The following is a 17,063-nucleotide window of genomic DNA, read 5'->3' as shown; positions in this document are numbered from 1 at the left end:
TATGCCGTATATAATAGACGGAAAAACGATAGCGAAAGAAATTTTGCAAAAAGTTGAAAGCAAAGTACTGGAACTCAAAACCAATTTAAACATCCAACCAAACATTGCCACGGTATTAGTTGGCAACAACACCGCAAGTGAAATCTATGTTAGAGCAAAGCTAGAAGCTGCAGAACGTGTTGGCATAGGTGCTCAACTTATACGACTGAGGCATGAAATTAGCAATCAAGAGTTATCCACGGTGATAAAAGGCTTGAATCAGGACAAAGAAGTCACAGGAATTCTTGTACAATTGCCACTACCCACTGGGTTGAACCCAAATATTGTATTCGAACTTATAGATTACAAAAAAGACATAGATGGCTTTGGTATCTATAATACAGGTCTGCTAAACCATTGGAATACCAATATATTGCCCTGCACCCCTCAGGGGATATTACATGTCCTCAAAAAATATCTGGGGAACGATTTATCTGGTAAAAAAGCGGTAATTATAGGACGCTCTGTCATTGTAGGCAGACCCATGGCATCAATTTTAATCAAAGAAAGTTGTACTGTCACACTCACCCATTCAAAAACCGTGAATTTAAAGCAAGAATGCCAAACTGCAGATATATTAATAGCCGCAGTCGGAGTACCATTATTAGTTAAAACAGATTGGATCAAGGAAGGTTGTTTTGTTGTGGATGTTGGGATCAATAGGTATGATGACAAGCTAACTGGTGATGTTGATTTTGAGAATGTAAAGACCAAATCTTCACACATCACACCAGTCCCGGGAGGAATTGGTCCCCTGACTGTTGCCAATTTGATGTTAAATGCATTAAAACTATGTTATCTTCAAAACAACTTGGACTTAAGTTGGATTGCAAATGAAGTGCTATAAGAAATTTTGTCTTTGCATATATAAATCAATTGCAGACACTGCAGAGCATGATGGTGCGGAACACGCAGGATATCTTGCATTTTTATTGATGCTTGCAGTATTTCCATTCTTATTTTTTCTTATGGCTATTGTAACGCTATTTGGTCCAACGAATTTATTTGAATATATAATTGATTTTATACTCGATAATACAATTGACGATTTAGTTGCCGTTTTAAAGCCAAGAATCAAAGAGATCACCAACGCACCTCCTAATAGTTTACTAACATTCGCTATTGTAAGCGCGATTTGGACTGCCTCTTCCATATTCGAAGCCATACGCACCATATTAAACAAGGCCAACAGGGTTGCAAAGCCGCCATCTTACTTGTTTAGAAGGTTTATAAGTATAATAGAATTTATGCTCATTATTTTTATGAGCATATCCGTGATGTTTGTGTTTGGTGTTTTCCCATCATTAATATCAGACTTTGCCACATACGTTGGTTTAAAAAACTCCTCTTGCTACATTGTCTTTGAAAACGAGACGAGGTTTTTCCGAGATGCTGTAATTATTTTTTACGGTTGCTTTTTCATCTCATTCCTATACTTTTTTCTACCAAATAAAAAACAAAAATTCTCCCATACCATCCCTGGTACCATATGTGTTATTTTGGCCTGGATTGCATTCACTTACTTGTTTAAGTATTATTTAAGAACCTTCTCACAATTGAATGTAATATATGGGAGTATAGTTGGCGTTATTATATCTTTATTGTATTTTTACTTTTGTAGCATAATTTTTATTTTTGGAGCGGAGTTTAACTATAATTTCTCCAGATTGTTCTTCAAGTGTGCCTCTGATAAATTAAGAATGCTCTCAACTCCTAGTTAGATTCATAACTTATGCATGTGTAGTGCGAAAAGGTTCATTAAATTTACAAACTCTCCGTTTAGCAACTCCGGCAATTTATCGGCGATAAAATTCAGTACCACCTGCATTTCTTCGGACTCATGGTTTGTGAAGTCGCTCAGAACATAATTGGATACCATGGCTTTAATTTCTGGACGTCCTATCCCAACCCTCACCTTGTTATACATTTTGCCAACATAACTATCGATTGAAAACAGCCCGTTATGGCCTGAGTTACCCCCTCCTTGTTTGATCTTAATGCGCCCCACTTCAAGGTCCAGATCATCATGTATTACATAAATATCATTGATAAGAATTTTGTAAAAATTCACTACTTTGCTCAGAGGAATGCCAGAGTTATTCATATAAGTCATGGGCATAAACAATATCACCTGCCCATTAAAAGGCATCGTCTTTTGTTTGTTTTCTATTCGAATTTTAGCCACCTGCCCATCAAACTTATCTTGAAAGTTAGGATTACCATATCGATTTGCAATAGCCTCAATTGCTTTGAAACCAATATTATGTCTATTATCTTGATATTTAACGCCAGGATTGCCCAGCCCAACTAATAGTTTCATCAGGTTTTAATTAAGTTATTGGTTTTAAAAGAATAATAATCGTTGCGCGAGACTATTATATGGTCATGTATTGTAACATTTATGGACCTTAATGCTGTTGCTATTGTGTTAGTAAGTTCAATATCTTGTTTAGAAGGTGAAACATCACCGCTTGGGTGGTTATGCACTAAAATTAACGCAGAAGCTCCTACTGTTAACGCGCTCTTGACTATTTCCCTCGGATGAATCGCAATTCTGTCAACTGTACCGTAATCAATCACCTCTTCATGAATCAATATGTTTTTTGCATTTAAGTACAGTATTTTAAAACTTTCTGTTTTTTGAAACCCCATGGTCAAATTGCAGTAGTTGATTACCGACCCCCAGTTATTCAATATGTAGAACTTTTTTTCTAAATCACTTGGAATGTGCAAACGGCTGAACAAATCTTTCAATAACTTAAAATAAATAATAACTGATTGCCCAACACCCTTAATTTCTATGAGTTGCGTCTGATCAGCATCCAACACTTCTATCAAACTGCCAAATTTCCTCAACAAGTTTTTAGCTATGGACTTGGTATCCTTAATCGGGATCACATAAAATAACAACATTTCCAACACTTCATAGTCTGGCACAGTCCTTATTGGAGATTTGAGGAACCTTTCATTTAGTCTTTGTCTGTGTCCATATCTTGTCTCATCATCTTCCATCATATCGCAAACCTTTGAACCAAATTATGTTATAAAGGAAGGTTATCGTGTTTTTTCCAAGGCTTATCTATCTTTTTATTCTCGAGCATAGAAAGGTACTTACATATTCTCCATCTTGTTCTGTGCGGTTTGATAATGTCATCTAAATATCCCCTAGAGGCTGCAACTAAAGGTGTGGCGAACTTCTCCTCATACTCACCAATCCATTCATCTTTTCCACCTGCAGATGCATCATGACCCTTATACAGGATTTGTGCCGCACCTTTGGCACCCATTACAGCAATTTCGGTATTGGACCATGATAGATTTACATCTCCTCTCAGATGCTTAGAATTCATCACAATATAAGCTCCACCATAAGCTTTTCTTACGATTAAACTAATTTTTGGCACAGTAGCTTCAGCATATGCGTATAGTAATTTTGCACCATGCTTTATGATTCCTTTATGTTCTTGATCTGTTCCAGGTAAAAATCCAGGCACATCAATAAATGTCACTATAGGAATGCCAAATGCATCACAAAACCTGATGAATCTCGCAGCCTTGACTGACGAATCTATATCCAAACATCCTGCGATATTCAGTGGTTGGTTAGCAACAACACCGACCGGACGCCCTTCAAATCTTGCAAATCCAACAATTATGTTTTTTGCAAACCCTTCTTTTATTTCAAAAAAGTCGCCTTCATCTACCACCTTCTCAATTAGCTGCTTCATATCGTACGGCTTTGCCTTGTCTTCTGGCACAAGAGTTTCTAATGACATTTCTATTCTATCAGCCGGGTCGTGTGTTTTATAAATTGGTAACCCAGCAACATTAGAAGATGGAAGAAAATCAAAAAGCTTTCTTACCATTTGTAAGCATTCTATGTCATTTTCTGCAACATAGTCACTGACTCCACTTTTGGTCATGTGGGTTTGAGCTCCTCCAAGTTGTTCATGAGTAACGTCTTCATGCGTAGCAGTTTTTACAACATCTGGACCCGTCAAATACATATATGATGTTTGGTCAACCATAAAGATAAAATCTGTTAATGCCGGAGAATAAACAGCGCCTCCAGCGCATGGTCCCATAATCACGGTGATTTGTGGGATCACTCCTGATGCATCTACATTTCTTTGAAAAATCTCACCATACCCCTTAAGAGAGTCAACACCCTCCTGAATTCTCGCCCCTCCTGAGTCGTTAATACCTATAATGGGCGCCTTTAATTTTAATGCCAAGTCCTGTACTTTATTAATTTTTTGTGCATGCATCTCTCCTAAAGAACCACCAATAATTGTGAAATCTTGACTATATACAAAGACCAGCCTCCCATTAATGGTTCCATGCCCAACTATCAGACCGTCGCCAGGAAAAACCTTTTTTTGCATTCCAAAATTCTGACATCTGTGTTCAACGAATGCATCCATTTCTTCAAAAGAGTCTGGGTCCATTAATATTTCTATTCTCTCTCTGGCAGTTAATTTGCCCAATCCATGCTGCCTATCCACCTTGTCTTGGCCACCACCTAAGCTTATTTCTTGTATCTTTTTATTGATTTGTTCATCTATTTTTTTCTGTTGCATAATGTTTTATGTTTATGAATAATCAAGTTTTGCACACATACTAGTAAAAAAATGACTCTTTGACAATGTTTGATTGCCTGATATATATACTGTATGCTTTATGTGTTTTAAGAATTATAGTGAACACCTATCTGGACGTAAAGAATTGAATTATGAGTACAGTACGTAAAGATTTCCCCATTTTCAACCAAAATGATGGATTAGTTTTTTTTGATTCAGCAGCAAGCGCACAAAAACCCAAGCAAATGATTGATGCACTTAATCATTTTTACTCACATGGATATGCCAATATTCATAGGGGGATTTATGGTTTGAGTGCCAGAGCAACTGAAGATTTTGAAGAAACCAGAAAAAGTGTTGCAAAATTTATCAACGCAGACTCCGCAAAAACCATAATTTTTACAAAAAATGCTACGGAGGCAATTAATTTAGCCGCCCACTCTTTCGGCAATGAATTTATTGATGAGAACGATGAGATTTTGATATCCGCAATGGAGCACCATGCCAACATTGTGCCTTGGCAGCAGGTATGCCAAAAGAAGAAAGCCGTGCTAAAGATCATTCCAATCACAAAAGACGGAGAAGTACTATTCAATGCATTAGATGATTTGCTTTCCAGTAAAACAAAACTGATCGCAATTACACAGATGTCAAACGTGCTTGGTTCAGTGGTTGATATAAAAAAGATTGTGCAACTAGCAAAAAAAGTGGGGGCAAGGGTCCTTGTTGACGCCTGTCAGTCCATTGCGCATATGAAGGTGGATGTTGCTGATCTTGATTGTGATTTTTTAGTGTTTTCGGCGCATAAGCTATATGGCCCAAACGGCGTTGGAATACTCTATGGTAAAAGTGACTTACTTAAGAAAATTCCTCCTTATCAAACAGGTGGCTCCATGATCAAACATGTAGCATTTGAGCGGAGCACTTTTTTAGAACCCCCAAATAAATTCGAGGCAGGCACCCCAGCAATCGCTGAGGTAATCGCATTTAAAGCAGTGTTGGACTACTTAGAGTCAATAGATTTAACCGCCCTTTGGAACGAAGAAGTAACGCTTGCTCAATACATCAGAACAAAAATTGCAGAACTTGGAAACTATAAAATATTAGGTAATTGCGACCAAAGCACTATAATATCAGTTGTTCATCTAAGTGCACACCATTCAGATATAGGTGATGTATTAGACCAATGCGGGGTTGCAATTAGGACTGGGCATCACTGTGCAGAGCCATTGATGACTTTTTTAGGTGTGTCTGGAACTGCAAGAATTTCATTAGGTATATATAACAATATGGATGATGCCGATAGGCTGATTATGGGATTAAAAACAGTTGATAAGATGTTTACATAAATAAAAGCGATGGAATTAAAAGATTTTATACAACAAGTAAGCGCAGATAACTCTCCCTTTAAAAAACTCACTGCAGAACAAGTCAACATAATAAGAGAGATAAAAAGCACAAAAGATCAAATAATTGCTGTGTTAAAATTAATATATGATCCAGAAATTCCAGTTAATATTTGGGATTTAGGGTTGATTTATTCTGTGGACGTCAAGGATGAAAAAGTTATCATAGAGATGACTTTAACCTCACCAACTTGCCCAGTTGCTGGCATATTACCCAAAGAAGTCGAGCAAAAAATAAGGCAAGTAATCATTGGACTCAAATCGATTGATGTTCATATGGTGTGGGAGCCACATTGGGATAAATCCATGATGAGTGAAGAAGCCAGGTTTATTTTAGATATCATGTAGTGTACTCCGATAACTTGAAAAATTGGCGTCGTCATGCTTCGGACTTCGTATTTCGTCACGTACTTTTGTACGCTCCTCATGCTCATCACTCGTATTCCTCGCTCTTTTCCAAGTTCTCTGTCGTCTATAAATTCGCCAACCCTTGATTTACTAGAGGTATACTCCGATAACTTGGAAAATTGGCCTCAAAATACTTCGGAAGTGCGAGAGGTATTATGTTTGGAGTATAGTGGTGGTAATAACTCAGGCTTATTATCATATGACATGCCAAACGGAAGTCTTTACTAGCATGCTCTCTTCTTCTTTTCCACTTTTTCTTTCTATTATGCATGAGTATTCCTCTTTAATTACTATTTTTCGACAAAATTAGAAGAAAAAACTCGACAAATCGATAAACTTTCGCCACATATATAATAAGAAAAAATTTATCTGTACGCAAAATGCATGAGCTTTTGGGTTTGTCATACCGCAAATTAAAAGAATTATTAGCTAACAAAAAATTATCTACAATTGAATTGACAAATGTTTTTTTGGAATCTGCTAACCGGTGCAATAGTAAATACAATGCATACCGTGAAATTACTGAGGAGTATGCCAAGAAACAAGCCGCTGCATCTCAAGAAAGAATCAATGCTGGTTTAATGGGGAAAATTGAGTGCATGCCTATAGGTGTTAAGGATAACTATTGTACAAAAGGTGTTCTAACTACAGCTTGCTCCAAAATGCTTGAGAACTTTATACCAACTTATGAATCAACCGTTACCGACAGATTATTCAAAGAAGGTGGGGTCATGATAGGGAAGACAAATATGGACGAATTCGCCATGGGCTCTTCTAATACAAATAGTTATTTTGGCAGCGTAATCAATCCCTATAAAGCACTAGATTCAGAAGAGGATTTTGTTGCAGGTGGTTCTTCCGGAGGCTCGGCTGCGGCAGTCGCAGCAAAAATGTGTTTGGGTGCCATAGGAAGTGACACAGGAGGATCAGTCAGATTGCCAGCAGCTTTTACGGGGACAGTCGGTGTTAAGCCAACATATGGTAGATGTTCAAGATATGGTATTATAGCGTTAGCAAGTTCTTTGGACCAAGCTGGAGTCTTTGCCAATGATATATCTGATGCTGCCTTATTGCTTGAAGCTATTTGTGGCTTTGATGCAAAAGACTCAACTTCAAAAAATTTACCCTCCCCAGACATCCTAAGTCATATAGGAAAGGATGTGAAAGGTATGAAGATTGGAATCCCTAAGGAATATGAGAAAGATGGGATTAATCCTTGTATAACAAAATATTGGGAAAAGGCTAAAGAATGGTTTTTAGAAGCTGGGGCTTATGTGATAAGCATATCTTTACCACATACAGATTACGCTCTTCCAACATATTATATAATAAACCCTGCTGAAGCCTCTTCAAATTTAGCCCGTTACGATGGTGTGAGGTATGGGTTGAGAGCTGAAGAAGGTGGTGATAATTTCCAAGAAATGATAGAAAGAACGCGGAGTCAATACTTTGGCAAAGAGGTGAAAAGAAGGATTATTTCTGGTACCTACGTTCTGTCTTCGGATAATTTTGCTGCGTATTATCAAAAGGCACAAAAAGTACGAAGATTGATAGCAAATGATTTCCTCCAAGCTTTTTCCAAAGTTGATGCGATATTGACCCCAATCTCTGCCAACCCGGCTTTTGGTATCCATGAAAAATCTAACCCGATTGATATGTACTATAATGATCTGTTTACAATACCAGCAAGTTTAGCTGGCCTGCCATGCATATCCATTCCCGTTGGCTCTTCAAAAAATCAACTACCGCTTGGACTACAGTTGATCAATAAACATTATGATGAAGCCAACATGTTTAGATTCGCAAATATTATTGAAAAGAACTCTGAATTTAGCCGATTAAAATAGATAAAAGGGACACACTATACTTAAAAAGCAAACCTCAACCAAGGACTGCAGTCCCAAGCAATGAGATGAGAATAAAGGAGCGTACAGAATAACAATATCCAATTAAAAACATACTTCACTATAATAAAGTGCTTTTATTTTTTCTTTATGTTTTATATAATCCAGAAAAATGTTTTTTAAAAAAAATATGCAAAAAAAAGTTCTGACATTTGTCCTTGTGTTCTTTATGTTTTTATTGTCTGGATGTAGTCAAAAAACCAAATCTCTTTCAGAGTGCAGAGTGTTAGCCAAAGATAGATATAAAATTGCCCTGCTCACTTAGGAAATTATTGTTATCCTCAAAATGTAGCCAGAGCTTAATCGTAAGATCGACAACTTCTTCAGATTTTGAAATCGAGTAGAGAGATCCATTGCTGAATCTCCCTCTCACACCACCGTACAAGCGATGTCGCATACGGCGGTTTCAGATTTGTGTTTAACAAAAGATGTATACATGGAAAATAGGTTGTTCCTCTCAAAATACTTTAAATTGAGAGCCTGGTGAGCAGCATGAGATAGAGATTTTCTCCACCAACCTTTTCTAGAGCAAGCAAGTGACCAGCTAGATCGCTGAGATACACCATGAGCAGTTAGAAAAGTTTTGATCGAGAATTTTCTTTTACGCTGTTTTATCCTGTAAGAACGAAGACGCCTTCTAATCCAACCGTCCAGATGCCACAGAGGCTTTGGAAAGTCGGAACACTTAAAATAGTGAAACCAGCCTCTCGTAGCTTGATTTAACTCTCTGATTATTGTATCAAATTTAACACCTCTACTTCTTTTGGTGATAAGGCGAACCTTATCTTTGAAGAGAGATATAGATTCTCTAGCAATAATAGCAGAGCCATCTGTTAACAATGTAAATCCAAGGAATTTACGGTCTTGAACAGAGCTAGTAGCACTTTTAGTAAGATTAACTTTAAGTTTGAGCTTACTGTTAAGAAACTTCGTTATAGATGTAAGTACTCTCTGTGCAGCATTCTTAGAAGTAACATAAATGTTACAATCATCAGCGTATCTGACGAAAGAGTGCTTACGTAAATGAAGCTCTCTATCAAGTTCATGAAGCAAGATATTGCTTAGAAGAGGGGAGAGCGGTCCACCCTGTGGGGTCCCTAGGTCTCTCTTGCTCATTAAGCCATTTTGCATCATGCCTGCGTTTAAGAACGATCTAATCAGCTTTAAGAGCTTCTTATCAGAGATAGAGCGTGCAATTAGAGACATTAAAATGTCATGATTGACGTTATCAAAGAAAGCTTCTATGTCCATATCCACCACCCATGATTTACCAGACTTTACAAATTCTTTAGCTTTGGACATAGCGCCTTGCGCAGAACGCTTAGGTCTAAATCCATAGCTATTGTCCGAAAAGTGTGGATCAAACAAAGGTGATAAAACTTGAACTATAGCTTGCTGCACCATTCTATCAATTACTGTAGGTATGCCAAGCAAACGGGTTTTACCATTAGGCTTGGGTATTTGTACTCCTCTAACACAGGAAGGAGTATATTTACCGTTGATAACTGAAGATTGGAGCTCTTGGATAATCTCATCTAAGGACTCTTGTACTTCATTGATAGTTCTTTTATCGATACCAGGTGCACCTTTATTGCGTTTTACTGCTTTAAAGGCACTTTTGAGATTTGCAGTTTTAACTACATCCCCAATTACATCTTTTGCAAGGTCCTGGGGTATTCTAATTGCTGAAGTTACTCTATGCGCCTCATGATCAACAGCTCCAGTACTGCCTTCACTATTTGATCCGTGGATGGTATTGCTATCTTTTGCTACCATATAACTCCAAAATTAAAATTCCAGTACCTAACAAATCTAATTCAGGCCTTCCTCAAGAGAGGTACCGATTCTCTTAAGTACTATGCCTTCTGCTGACTCCTTTTATCCTGTCCTCTACTATTGCTAGCAAAGTAGCTTATACTCAAGCTAGATAAAAGGCCTCCCGGGGTAAGATGCAAGACCTCCATAAGGCTGAACTTGGTTTACCGCTATACACTTCCGCATAGAGGCGGGCTATTCCAGTTAATGCTAGGTTGCCCAGTTATAACGGCCTACTACCAAGTTTCTGTTCGTTTCAGCCTTACTTTGCCGTCAGCTTCCTTCAGCCAACTCCTCACGAAGTTAACCTTGCCTCAGCTAATGGACCGCTCTATCTCAGCCCATAAGGGACTTGAACCCTTTGCTCTTACCTCATGCCCGGCGCACATAAACAAGTATGTTCCAGCCCTTGTTGATCTTTACAATGGATATACTGGAATTGATAATGTCACTGGGCTTTCTCATGAGAACGACACATCTGGACAAGCTGATAACATAAAAATCATTAAAGGTGCTTTAGAGAAGTTCTACGGTGTCTTTCATGCCGAATACATCTTTCATAAGCTTGATCTTAATGTTGGCAATGAACAAATTGCAGATATTTTTTCAAAATTCGTTAGATAATGTCGTCATGAGATTTGTGGTATAATATGAAAGAAAAGATAAATCAGGAGTAAAAATGGATTTAGGGCTACATAGGCATGATATAACAGATAATATGTGGGATTTGATAAAGGATCATTTGCCAGGAAGGGAGGGTACGTGGGGAGGTTTGGCACATAATAACAGAAGATTCATTAACGCAGTATTTTGGATATTAAGAACAGGTTCTCCCTGGAGAGATTTGCCTTCAGAATATGGAGGATGGAAAAATACACATAAAAGATTTTGCAGATGGAGAGACAAAAGGATATGGGAGGCTTTATTGGAGATATTTGTGAAAGAACCTGATATGGAATGGTTAATGATAGACGCAAGTCATAGTAAAGTGCATCCACATGCTTCAGGTGCAAAAGGCGGCAATCAAGATATGAGTCGTACAAAAGGGGGCTCAATACAAAGATTCACCTTGCCTTGGATTCACATGGTATGCCACTCAAAGTTATTATCACAAAAGGCTCAGAAGCTGATTGCAAGCAGGCTGTTAATCTTATTGAAGAGATGAAAGCTGAGTACTTACTAGCCGACAGAGGGTACGATGTTAATTACATAATTGACCATGCCCAAGAATTGGGCATGAGAGTTGTTATTCCTCCTAAAAAGAACAGAATCACCCAGAGAAAATACAATAAAGATTTATATAAAATAAGGCATATTGTAGAAAACACCTTTCTTCATCTTAAAAGATGGAGGGGAATTGCAACCAGATATGCTAAAAATTCAGCTTCTTTCCTTGCCGCAATTCAGATTAGATGTTTATCTCTTTGGCTTAAAATCTCATGACGACATTATCTAATGAACTTAATGAAAATGGAGTTGGCAGCAAGGTTAACGACGTCCTTAGCAATCATATCCTTTATGAAGATATGTAAAAAGGTGTGCTACGCCGTTTTGTACCTTAAGTCAAATTAAGATCAGAAGCGTAAAAAGAAGTACGTTGCAAAATGCGAAACCAGAAATATGACAATGCCAATTCTTAAAGTTAGTGAAGTACTATTATTTATCTAATAGTTTTGAAATATTGATGCATAAAATTGATTTTTCATTTCAATTATGATATTTTCTCGCCAGTGAACTTGAAACCTATATAGATTATCTAGTGAATAAAATAAGAAAGATCCTCATTGCCAACCGTAGTGAAATAGCTTGCAGAATTATCAAAACTGCGAAGAAAATGGGGATCAAAACAGTTGCAGTATACTCAGATGCTGACAATAACTCTCTTCACATAAAACATGCGGATGAAGCTGTTTATATTGGCTCATCACCTGCTACTCAAAGTTACTTAAACGTTAATGCCATTTTAAACGCAATTAAAATATCAGGAGCTGACGCAGTTCACCCAGGGTATGGGTTTTTATCTGAGAACTATGAATTCGCACAGCTCATGGATAAATCTGGGATAAATTTTATTGGTCCATCCGCAAGTGCGATAAAAAAAATGGGGGATAAAATAGAGGCGAAAAAAATTGCTCAATCTGCCGGAGTAAATGTTATACCTGGTTATATAGGAGCGATAACAGCAGAAAAACATGCCATCAAAATTGCAAAAAGTATAGGCTATCCAATAATGCTGAAGGCCGCTGCAGGTGGCGGAGGAAAGGGGATGAGAGTTGTGCGAGGTGATGAAGAAATGCAGCAAGCGTATCGCTCAACCAAAAACGAAGCACAAAATAATTTTTCCGACCCCAGGACTTTTATCGAAAAATTAATTATCAAACCAAGACATATTGAAATACAAGTTATCGCCGATAAACATGGTAATTACGTATGTTTAGGAGAAAGAGAATGTTCCATACAAAGGCATAACCAAAAGGTGATTGAAGAAGCACCAAGTCCTTTCATAACGCCAAGCATCAGAAAAAAAATGTATGCACAGTCTATTGCGCTTGCTAAAAAGGTAAAGTATTTTTCTGCGGGAACAATGGAATACATAGTGGATCAAGACGGTAAGTTTTATTTTCTGGAAATGAACACAAGGTTGCAAGTTGAACATGCTGTAACTGAGCTAATTACTGGGATTGATATAGTTGAGCAGATGATTCGTATAGCAGAGGGTGGTAAATTGCCCTTCAAACAAAAAGACATAGTACTAAACGGTTGGGCTATGGAGTCGCGCATTTATGCAGAAGACGCAACTTGTGGATTCCTGCCGTCTACTGGAAGGATTATCGGCTACAAAGAGCCAAAAAGTGGGGCAGATATACGGTTGGACTCCGGTATATACGAAGGAGGTGAAGTCAGCATGTTTTACGATGCGATGATAGCAAAATTATGCACTCATTCACAAAGCAGAGGGAAGACTATTGAGTTGATGAAGAATGCTTTAGGAGAATATATAATACGTGGGGTATCGCATAACATAAGCTTTTTGCAAGCCATCCTAAGTAACGATAAATTTGCCGAAGGTAATATTTCAACCAACTTTATTGAAGAAGAGTATAAAGAAGGATTTTCTGGGGCTGAGTTAAACAACGAGAAAAGTTCTGTAATTTTATGTGCCACAATATTCATTTTTTTAAAGAATATAAAGAGAATGGCGAATGTTACTGGCCAACACAGAGGAATGTCAAGAGCTATTGGAACAAGATGGGTAGCAAAATTGGATGAAGTTAGTTACCCAGTTACTGTTAGAACTCTCGACAATGGCTATAAAATCACATTTGAGAATAGGAAGTTTTATATCAGCAGCAACTGGGAGGCTGGAAGGAGGCTTTTCCAATGCGCAATCAACGAAAAACAGTATAGCTTGCAGGTTGAAAGGGTAAGAGATGCTTACGACATCCAGTTCATGGGCTCCACGATAACAACTAGGTTGCTTTCGCCAAGAATCGCTGAATTATATAAGTTCATGAAAAAAACAAAGGTGAACGTTCAACAAAACAACTTGGTAGCCAGTATCACTGGGTTGATAAAAGAGATCAAAGTGTCTATTGGAGAAAAAGTTACCAAATCTCAATCGCTAGTGGTGTTGGAAGCTATGAAAATGGAAAACATTTTAATAAGCCCAGTAGAGGGTGTTGTAAAAAGCATCAATATAAAAGAAGGGGAAACAGTGATGAGTGGCAATCTACTCATAGAAATCGAAGTCTAGAGTTAATTTTAAAAAGAGCGAGAAGTTTAGCGATAAGAATAATAATCGTGCAAAATACATGACAAAATGCGAAGTCAAAAATATGGCGACACAAATTTTTGAAGTTAGCGAAGTATAATTTTCTTCAGAGTGTTAGCCAAAGATAGATATAAAATTGCCCTGCTCACTTAGATAATGTCGTCATGAGATTTTAAGCCAAAGAGATAAACATCTAATCTGAATTGCGGCAAGGAAAGAAGCTGAATTTTTAGCATATCTGGTTGCAATTCCCCTCCATCTTTTAAGATGAAGAAAGGTGTTTTCTACAATATGCCTTATTTTGTATAAATCTTTATCGTATTTTCTCTGGGTGATTCTGTTCTTTTTAGGAGGAATAACAACTCTCATGCCCAATTCTTGGGCATGGTCAATTATGTAATTAACATCGTACCCTCTGTCGGCTAGTAAGTACTCAGCTTTCATCTCTTCAATAAGATTAACAGCCTGCTTGCAATCAGCTTCTGAGCCTTTTGTGATAATAACTTTCAGAGTGTTAGCCAAAGATAGATATAAAATTGCCCTGCTCACTTAGGAAATTATTGTTATCCTCAAAATGTAGCCAGAGCTTAATCGTAAGATCGACAACTTCTTCAGATTTTGAAACTACCTTTGTTTTTCTGGTCATTCTTGCAATTCTGTGCCTTGTGTTTGAGTTATTGGACTCAATTGAGAGTGTATGTTGTTTGCCAACAACATGTTGATGGCGAGGTATAACCTCTGAATAAACAGACCAATCGTCTGTGTAATAACTGCAATTATCTCTACTTATGATTTTCCACAATTTTCTAAAGGTTGTAACGTTACGCTTACCAACCACCCAGGCAACAACTCTCTTGAGCTCCCTACTATAGGCTTTCCATATCCATAATTTGTTTTTTTTGAATCTACAAAATGCCACATCTCATCTATTTCAACTTCTCTCAATTCTTCCGGCACTGTTGGTCTTGGTATCTTTTTAGCATACAGTATTATCCACTTATATACGCTAGTATGAGCTACTTTAAATAATTTCCCTAGCCATCTAAAGCTACTTTTTCCCATGCTGTACAATAACACTGCCAGAGCCTTCATCTCTGGCGAACAGCCTCTTAATTTAGTGCTTGTAAAATTACATCCACACTCTTTGCATTTATACCTTTGCATACCCCTAATGTTACCATTCTTAACGTATTTACTGCTACTGCATTTTTTACACTCTGTATTCATATTTCTATTTTCTTTGTTGCTCGCTATATTCATTTTAGCATCTTATCTATCTTATGGCAACACTCCCATAACTTTGAGTGGCATACCATGTGAATCCACGGCAAGGTGAATCTTTGTATTGAGCCCCCTTTTGTACGACTCATATCTTGATTGCCGCCTTTTGCACCTGAAGCATGTGGATGCACTTTACTATGACTTGCGTCTATCATTAACCATTCCATATCAGGTTCTTTCACAAATATCTCCAATAAAGCCTCCCATATCCTTTTGTCTCTCCATCTGCAAAATCTTTTATGTGTATTTTTCCATCCTCCATATTCTGAAGGCAAATCTCTCCAGGGAGAACCTGTTCTTAATATCCAAAATACTGCGTTAATGAATCTTCTGTTATTATGTGCCAAACCTCCCCACGTACCTTCCCTTCCTGGCAAATGATCCTTTATCAAATCCCACATATTATCTGTTATATCATGCCTATGTAGCCCTAAATCCATTTTTACTCCTGATTTATCTTTTCTTTCATATTATACCACAAATCTCATGACGACACTATCTAGGAAATTATTGTTATCCTCAAAATGTAGCCAGAGCTTAATCGTAAGATCGACAACTTCTTCAGATTTTGAAACTACCTTTGTTTTTCTGGTCATTCTTGCAATTCTGTGCCTTGTGTTTGAGTTATTGGACTCAATTGAGAGTGTATGTTGTTTGCCAACAACATGTTGATGGCGAGGTATAACCTCTGAATAAACAGACCAATCGTCTGTGTAATAAGTGCAATTATCTCTACTTATGATTTTCCACAATTTTCTAAAGGTTGTAACGTTACGCTTACCAACCACCCAGGCAACAACTCTCTTGAGCTCCCTACTATAGGCTTTCCATATCCATAATTTGTTTTTTTTGAATCTACAAAATGCCACATCTCATCTATTTCAACTTCTCTCAATTCTTCCGGCACTGTTGGTCTTGGTATCTTTTTACTGTATTCATATTTCTATTTTCTTTGTTGCTCGCTATATTCATTTTAGCATCTTATCTATCTTATGGCAACACTCCCATTTTCTTATATGTGAGGCAAGGTATTGATGAAGGTCAACCCCTTGTTTTAAGCGTTAGTTTTTCTTCTCCAGAGTGTTAGCCAAAGATAGATATAAAATTGCCCTGCTCACTTAGGAAATTATTGTTATCCTCAAAATGTACCCAGAGCTTAATCGTAAGATCGACAACTTCTTCAGATTTTGAAACTACCTTTGTTTTTCTGGTCATTCTTGCAATTCTGTGCCTTGTGTTTGAGTTATTGGACTCAATTGAGAGTGTATGTTGTTTGCCAACAACATGTTGATGGCGAGGTATAACCTCTGAATAAACAGACCAATCGTCTGTGTAATAAGTGCAATTATCTCTACTTATGATTTTCCACAATTTTCTAAAGGTTGTAACGTTACGCTTACCAACCACCCAGGCAACAACTCTCTTGAGCTCCCTACTATAGGCTTTCCATATCCATAATTTGTTTTTTTTGAATCTACAAAATGCCACATCTCATCTATTTCAACTTCTCTCAATTCTTCCGGCACTGTTGGTCTTGGTATCTTTTTAGCATACAGTATTATCCACTTATATACGCTAGTATGAGCTACTTTAAATAATTTCCCTAGCCATCTAAAGCTACTTTTTCCCATGCTGTACAATAACACTGCCAGAGCCTTCATCTCTGGCGAACAGCCTCTTAATTTAGTGCTTGTAAAATTACATCCACACTCTTTGCATTTATACCTTTGCATACCCCTAATATTACCATTCTTAACGTATTTACTGCTACTGCATTTTTTACACTCTGTATTCATATTTCTATTTTCTTTGTTGCTCGCTATATTCATTTTAGCATCTTATCTATCTTATGGCAACA

Annotated in this window: 18 protein-coding genes and 2 pseudogenes; 8 read left to right on the top strand and 12 right to left on the bottom strand. The window is 37.4% G+C overall.

The features are described from left to right. The first annotated feature begins 1 nt into the window (after position 1). The gene (locus Bandiella_RS03550; protein WP_323732415.1) at positions 2-886 is read left to right on the top strand and encodes a bifunctional 5,10-methylenetetrahydrofolate dehydrogenase/5,10-methenyltetrahydrofolate cyclohydrolase; all 885 of its coding nucleotides are present in this window, start codon (positions 2-4) and stop codon (positions 884-886) included. Further along, complete coding sequence (locus Bandiella_RS03545; protein ID WP_323732414.1) at positions 873-1,760, top strand: YihY/virulence factor BrkB family protein; 888 nt, start codon at positions 873-875, stop codon at positions 1,758-1,760. The genes Bandiella_RS03550 and Bandiella_RS03545 overlap by 14 nt, the downstream gene beginning before the upstream one ends. 2 nt (positions 1,761-1,762) lie before the next feature. Here the strand turns inward: Bandiella_RS03545 and pth are convergent, their stop codons facing one another. From pth to Bandiella_RS03530, 3 genes are read right to left on the bottom strand one after another with little or no spacing between them, the layout of a single operon-like run. Continuing rightward, positions 1,763-2,359 carry an aminoacyl-tRNA hydrolase gene (gene pth / locus Bandiella_RS03540; RefSeq protein WP_323732413.1) on the bottom strand — a complete coding sequence of 199 codons (597 nt, stop codon included), beginning with the start codon at positions 2,357-2,359 and terminating at the stop codon, positions 1,763-1,765. Then, complete coding sequence (gene radC, locus Bandiella_RS03535) at positions 2,359-3,051, bottom strand: RadC family protein (protein ID WP_323732412.1); 693 nt, start codon at positions 3,049-3,051, stop codon at positions 2,359-2,361. The genes pth and radC overlap by 1 nt, the downstream gene beginning before the upstream one ends. Positions 3,052-3,080: 29 nt before the next feature. After that, a complete protein-coding gene (locus tag Bandiella_RS03530; protein ID WP_323732411.1) occupies positions 3,081-4,619 on the bottom strand; it encodes an acyl-CoA carboxylase subunit beta in 1,539 nt (512 codons plus the stop codon). Between the two features lie 152 nt (positions 4,620-4,771). On the opposite strand from Bandiella_RS03530, the gene Bandiella_RS03525 reads away from it, so the two are divergent. From Bandiella_RS03525 to gatA, 3 genes are all read left to right on the top strand, one after another. Beyond that, entirely contained in the window at positions 4,772-5,968 is a 1,197-nt protein-coding gene (locus tag Bandiella_RS03525; RefSeq protein WP_323732410.1) for an aminotransferase class V-fold PLP-dependent enzyme, read from the top strand. Positions 5,969-5,977: 9 nt separating this feature from the next. Next, positions 5,978-6,373: an iron-sulfur cluster assembly protein gene (locus Bandiella_RS03520; protein WP_323732409.1), complete on the top strand. Its 396-nt coding sequence runs from the start codon at positions 5,978-5,980 to the stop codon at positions 6,371-6,373. A gap of 440 nt (positions 6,374-6,813) precedes the next feature. Next, positions 6,814-8,280 (top strand): Asp-tRNA(Asn)/Glu-tRNA(Gln) amidotransferase subunit GatA, encoded by a 1,467-nt coding sequence (gene gatA / locus Bandiella_RS03515; RefSeq protein ID WP_323732408.1) that lies wholly within the window; start codon positions 6,814-6,816, stop codon positions 8,278-8,280. Between the two features lie 283 nt (positions 8,281-8,563). On the opposite strand, the gene Bandiella_RS03510 is transcribed toward gatA, so the two are convergent. Continuing rightward, positions 8,564-8,734 (bottom strand): hypothetical protein, encoded by a 171-nt coding sequence (locus tag Bandiella_RS03510; RefSeq protein ID WP_323732407.1) that lies wholly within the window; start codon positions 8,732-8,734, stop codon positions 8,564-8,566. Further along, on the bottom strand, positions 8,707-10,113 hold the full coding sequence (gene ltrA / locus Bandiella_RS03505; protein WP_323732406.1) for a group II intron reverse transcriptase/maturase: 1,407 nt from the start codon (positions 10,111-10,113) through the stop codon (positions 8,707-8,709). The genes Bandiella_RS03510 and ltrA overlap by 28 nt, the downstream gene beginning before the upstream one ends. A gap of 246 nt (positions 10,114-10,359) precedes the next feature. Here ltrA and Bandiella_RS03500 point away from each other — a divergent pair, with 246 nt between their 5' ends. The 3 genes from Bandiella_RS03500 (at position 10,360) to Bandiella_RS03490 (ending at position 13,906) form a co-directional block, all read left to right on the top strand. Further along, positions 10,360-10,776 (top strand): hypothetical protein, encoded by a 417-nt coding sequence (locus Bandiella_RS03500; RefSeq protein WP_323732405.1) that lies wholly within the window; start codon positions 10,360-10,362, stop codon positions 10,774-10,776. 55 nt (positions 10,777-10,831) lie between these two features. Continuing rightward, a protein-coding gene (locus Bandiella_RS03495) for an IS5 family transposase (protein ID WP_323732404.1) occupies positions 10,832-11,595 on the top strand; the annotation gives its coding sequence in 2 pieces (ribosomal slippage) (positions 10,832-11,204 and positions 11,204-11,595; 765 coding nt in all). Positions 11,596-11,911: 316 nt separating this feature from the next. Then, positions 11,912-13,906 carry an acetyl/propionyl/methylcrotonyl-CoA carboxylase subunit alpha gene (locus tag Bandiella_RS03490; RefSeq protein WP_323732403.1) on the top strand — a complete coding sequence of 665 codons (1,995 nt, stop codon included), beginning with the start codon at positions 11,912-11,914 and terminating at the stop codon, positions 13,904-13,906. A 180-nt stretch (positions 13,907-14,086) separates the two neighbouring features. On the opposite strand, the pseudogene Bandiella_RS03485 reads toward Bandiella_RS03490, so the two are convergent. The 7 genes and pseudogenes from Bandiella_RS03485 to Bandiella_RS03455 all read right to left on the bottom strand — a co-directional run. Further along, a pseudogene (locus Bandiella_RS03485) lies at positions 14,087-14,434 on the bottom strand (transposase); the annotation flags it as partial. A 4-nt stretch (positions 14,435-14,438) separates the two neighbouring features. Continuing rightward, positions 14,439-14,807: an IS1 family transposase gene (locus Bandiella_RS03480; RefSeq protein WP_323733386.1), complete on the bottom strand. Its 369-nt coding sequence runs from the start codon at positions 14,805-14,807 to the stop codon at positions 14,439-14,441. Then, entirely contained in the window at positions 14,711-15,184 is a 474-nt protein-coding gene (locus tag Bandiella_RS03475) for an IS1/IS1595 family N-terminal zinc-binding domain-containing protein (RefSeq protein WP_323732418.1), read from the bottom strand. The genes Bandiella_RS03480 and Bandiella_RS03475 overlap by 97 nt, the downstream gene beginning before the upstream one ends. Before the next feature lie 33 nt (positions 15,185-15,217). Continuing rightward, a pseudogene (locus tag Bandiella_RS03470) lies at positions 15,218-15,645 on the bottom strand (IS5 family transposase); the annotation flags it as partial. Between the two features lie 30 nt (positions 15,646-15,675). Beyond that, positions 15,676-16,074, bottom strand: coding sequence for an IS1 family transposase (locus tag Bandiella_RS03465; RefSeq protein WP_323733272.1), 399 nt, complete (start codon positions 16,072-16,074; stop codon positions 15,676-15,678). 214 nt (positions 16,075-16,288) lie between these two features. Continuing rightward, positions 16,289-16,657 carry an IS1 family transposase gene (locus Bandiella_RS03460; RefSeq protein ID WP_323733371.1) on the bottom strand — a complete coding sequence of 123 codons (369 nt, stop codon included), beginning with the start codon at positions 16,655-16,657 and terminating at the stop codon, positions 16,289-16,291. Continuing rightward, positions 16,561-17,034 carry an IS1/IS1595 family N-terminal zinc-binding domain-containing protein gene (locus tag Bandiella_RS03455; RefSeq protein ID WP_323732418.1) on the bottom strand — a complete coding sequence of 158 codons (474 nt, stop codon included), beginning with the start codon at positions 17,032-17,034 and terminating at the stop codon, positions 16,561-16,563. The genes Bandiella_RS03460 and Bandiella_RS03455 overlap by 97 nt, the downstream gene beginning before the upstream one ends. Between the last annotated feature and the right edge of the window lie 29 nt (positions 17,035-17,063).

The organism is Candidatus Bandiella woodruffii (genome assembly GCF_034359465.1).
Lineage (GTDB): Bacteria > Pseudomonadota > Alphaproteobacteria > Rickettsiales > Midichloriaceae > NDG2.
This window is presented reverse-complemented; position numbering and strand designations above follow the sequence as displayed.

Excerpts from the sequence above, each read along its gene's own strand:
- gatA (WP_323732408.1), top strand. The coding sequence starts at position 6,814 with ATGCATGAGCTTTTGGGTTTGTCATACCGCAAATTAAAAGAATTATTA.
- Bandiella_RS03475 (WP_323732418.1), bottom strand. The coding sequence starts at position 15,184 with ATGAATATAGCGAGCAACAAAGAAAATAGAAATATGAATACAGAGTGT.
- Bandiella_RS03455 (WP_323732418.1), bottom strand. The coding sequence starts at position 17,034 with ATGAATATAGCGAGCAACAAAGAAAATAGAAATATGAATACAGAGTGT.
- ltrA (WP_323732406.1), bottom strand. The coding sequence starts at position 10,113 with ATGGTAGCAAAAGATAGCAATACCATCCACGGATCAAATAGTGAAGGC.
- Bandiella_RS03525 (WP_323732410.1), top strand. The coding sequence starts at position 4,772 with ATGAGTACAGTACGTAAAGATTTCCCCATTTTCAACCAAAATGATGGA.
- radC (WP_323732412.1), bottom strand. The coding sequence starts at position 3,051 with ATGGAAGATGATGAGACAAGATATGGACACAGACAAAGACTAAATGAA.
- Bandiella_RS03500 (WP_323732405.1), top strand. The coding sequence starts at position 10,360 with ATGCTAGGTTGCCCAGTTATAACGGCCTACTACCAAGTTTCTGTTCGT.
- Bandiella_RS03550 (WP_323732415.1), top strand. The coding sequence starts at position 2 with ATGCCGTATATAATAGACGGAAAAACGATAGCGAAAGAAATTTTGCAA.
- Bandiella_RS03520 (WP_323732409.1), top strand. The coding sequence starts at position 5,978 with ATGGAATTAAAAGATTTTATACAACAAGTAAGCGCAGATAACTCTCCC.
- pth (WP_323732413.1), bottom strand. The coding sequence starts at position 2,359 with ATGAAACTATTAGTTGGGCTGGGCAATCCTGGCGTTAAATATCAAGAT.
- Bandiella_RS03510 (WP_323732407.1), bottom strand. The coding sequence starts at position 8,734 with ATGCGACATCGCTTGTACGGTGGTGTGAGAGGGAGATTCAGCAATGGA.
- Bandiella_RS03530 (WP_323732411.1), bottom strand. The coding sequence starts at position 4,619 with ATGCAACAGAAAAAAATAGATGAACAAATCAATAAAAAGATACAAGAA.
- Bandiella_RS03545 (WP_323732414.1), top strand. The coding sequence starts at position 873 with ATGAAGTGCTATAAGAAATTTTGTCTTTGCATATATAAATCAATTGCA.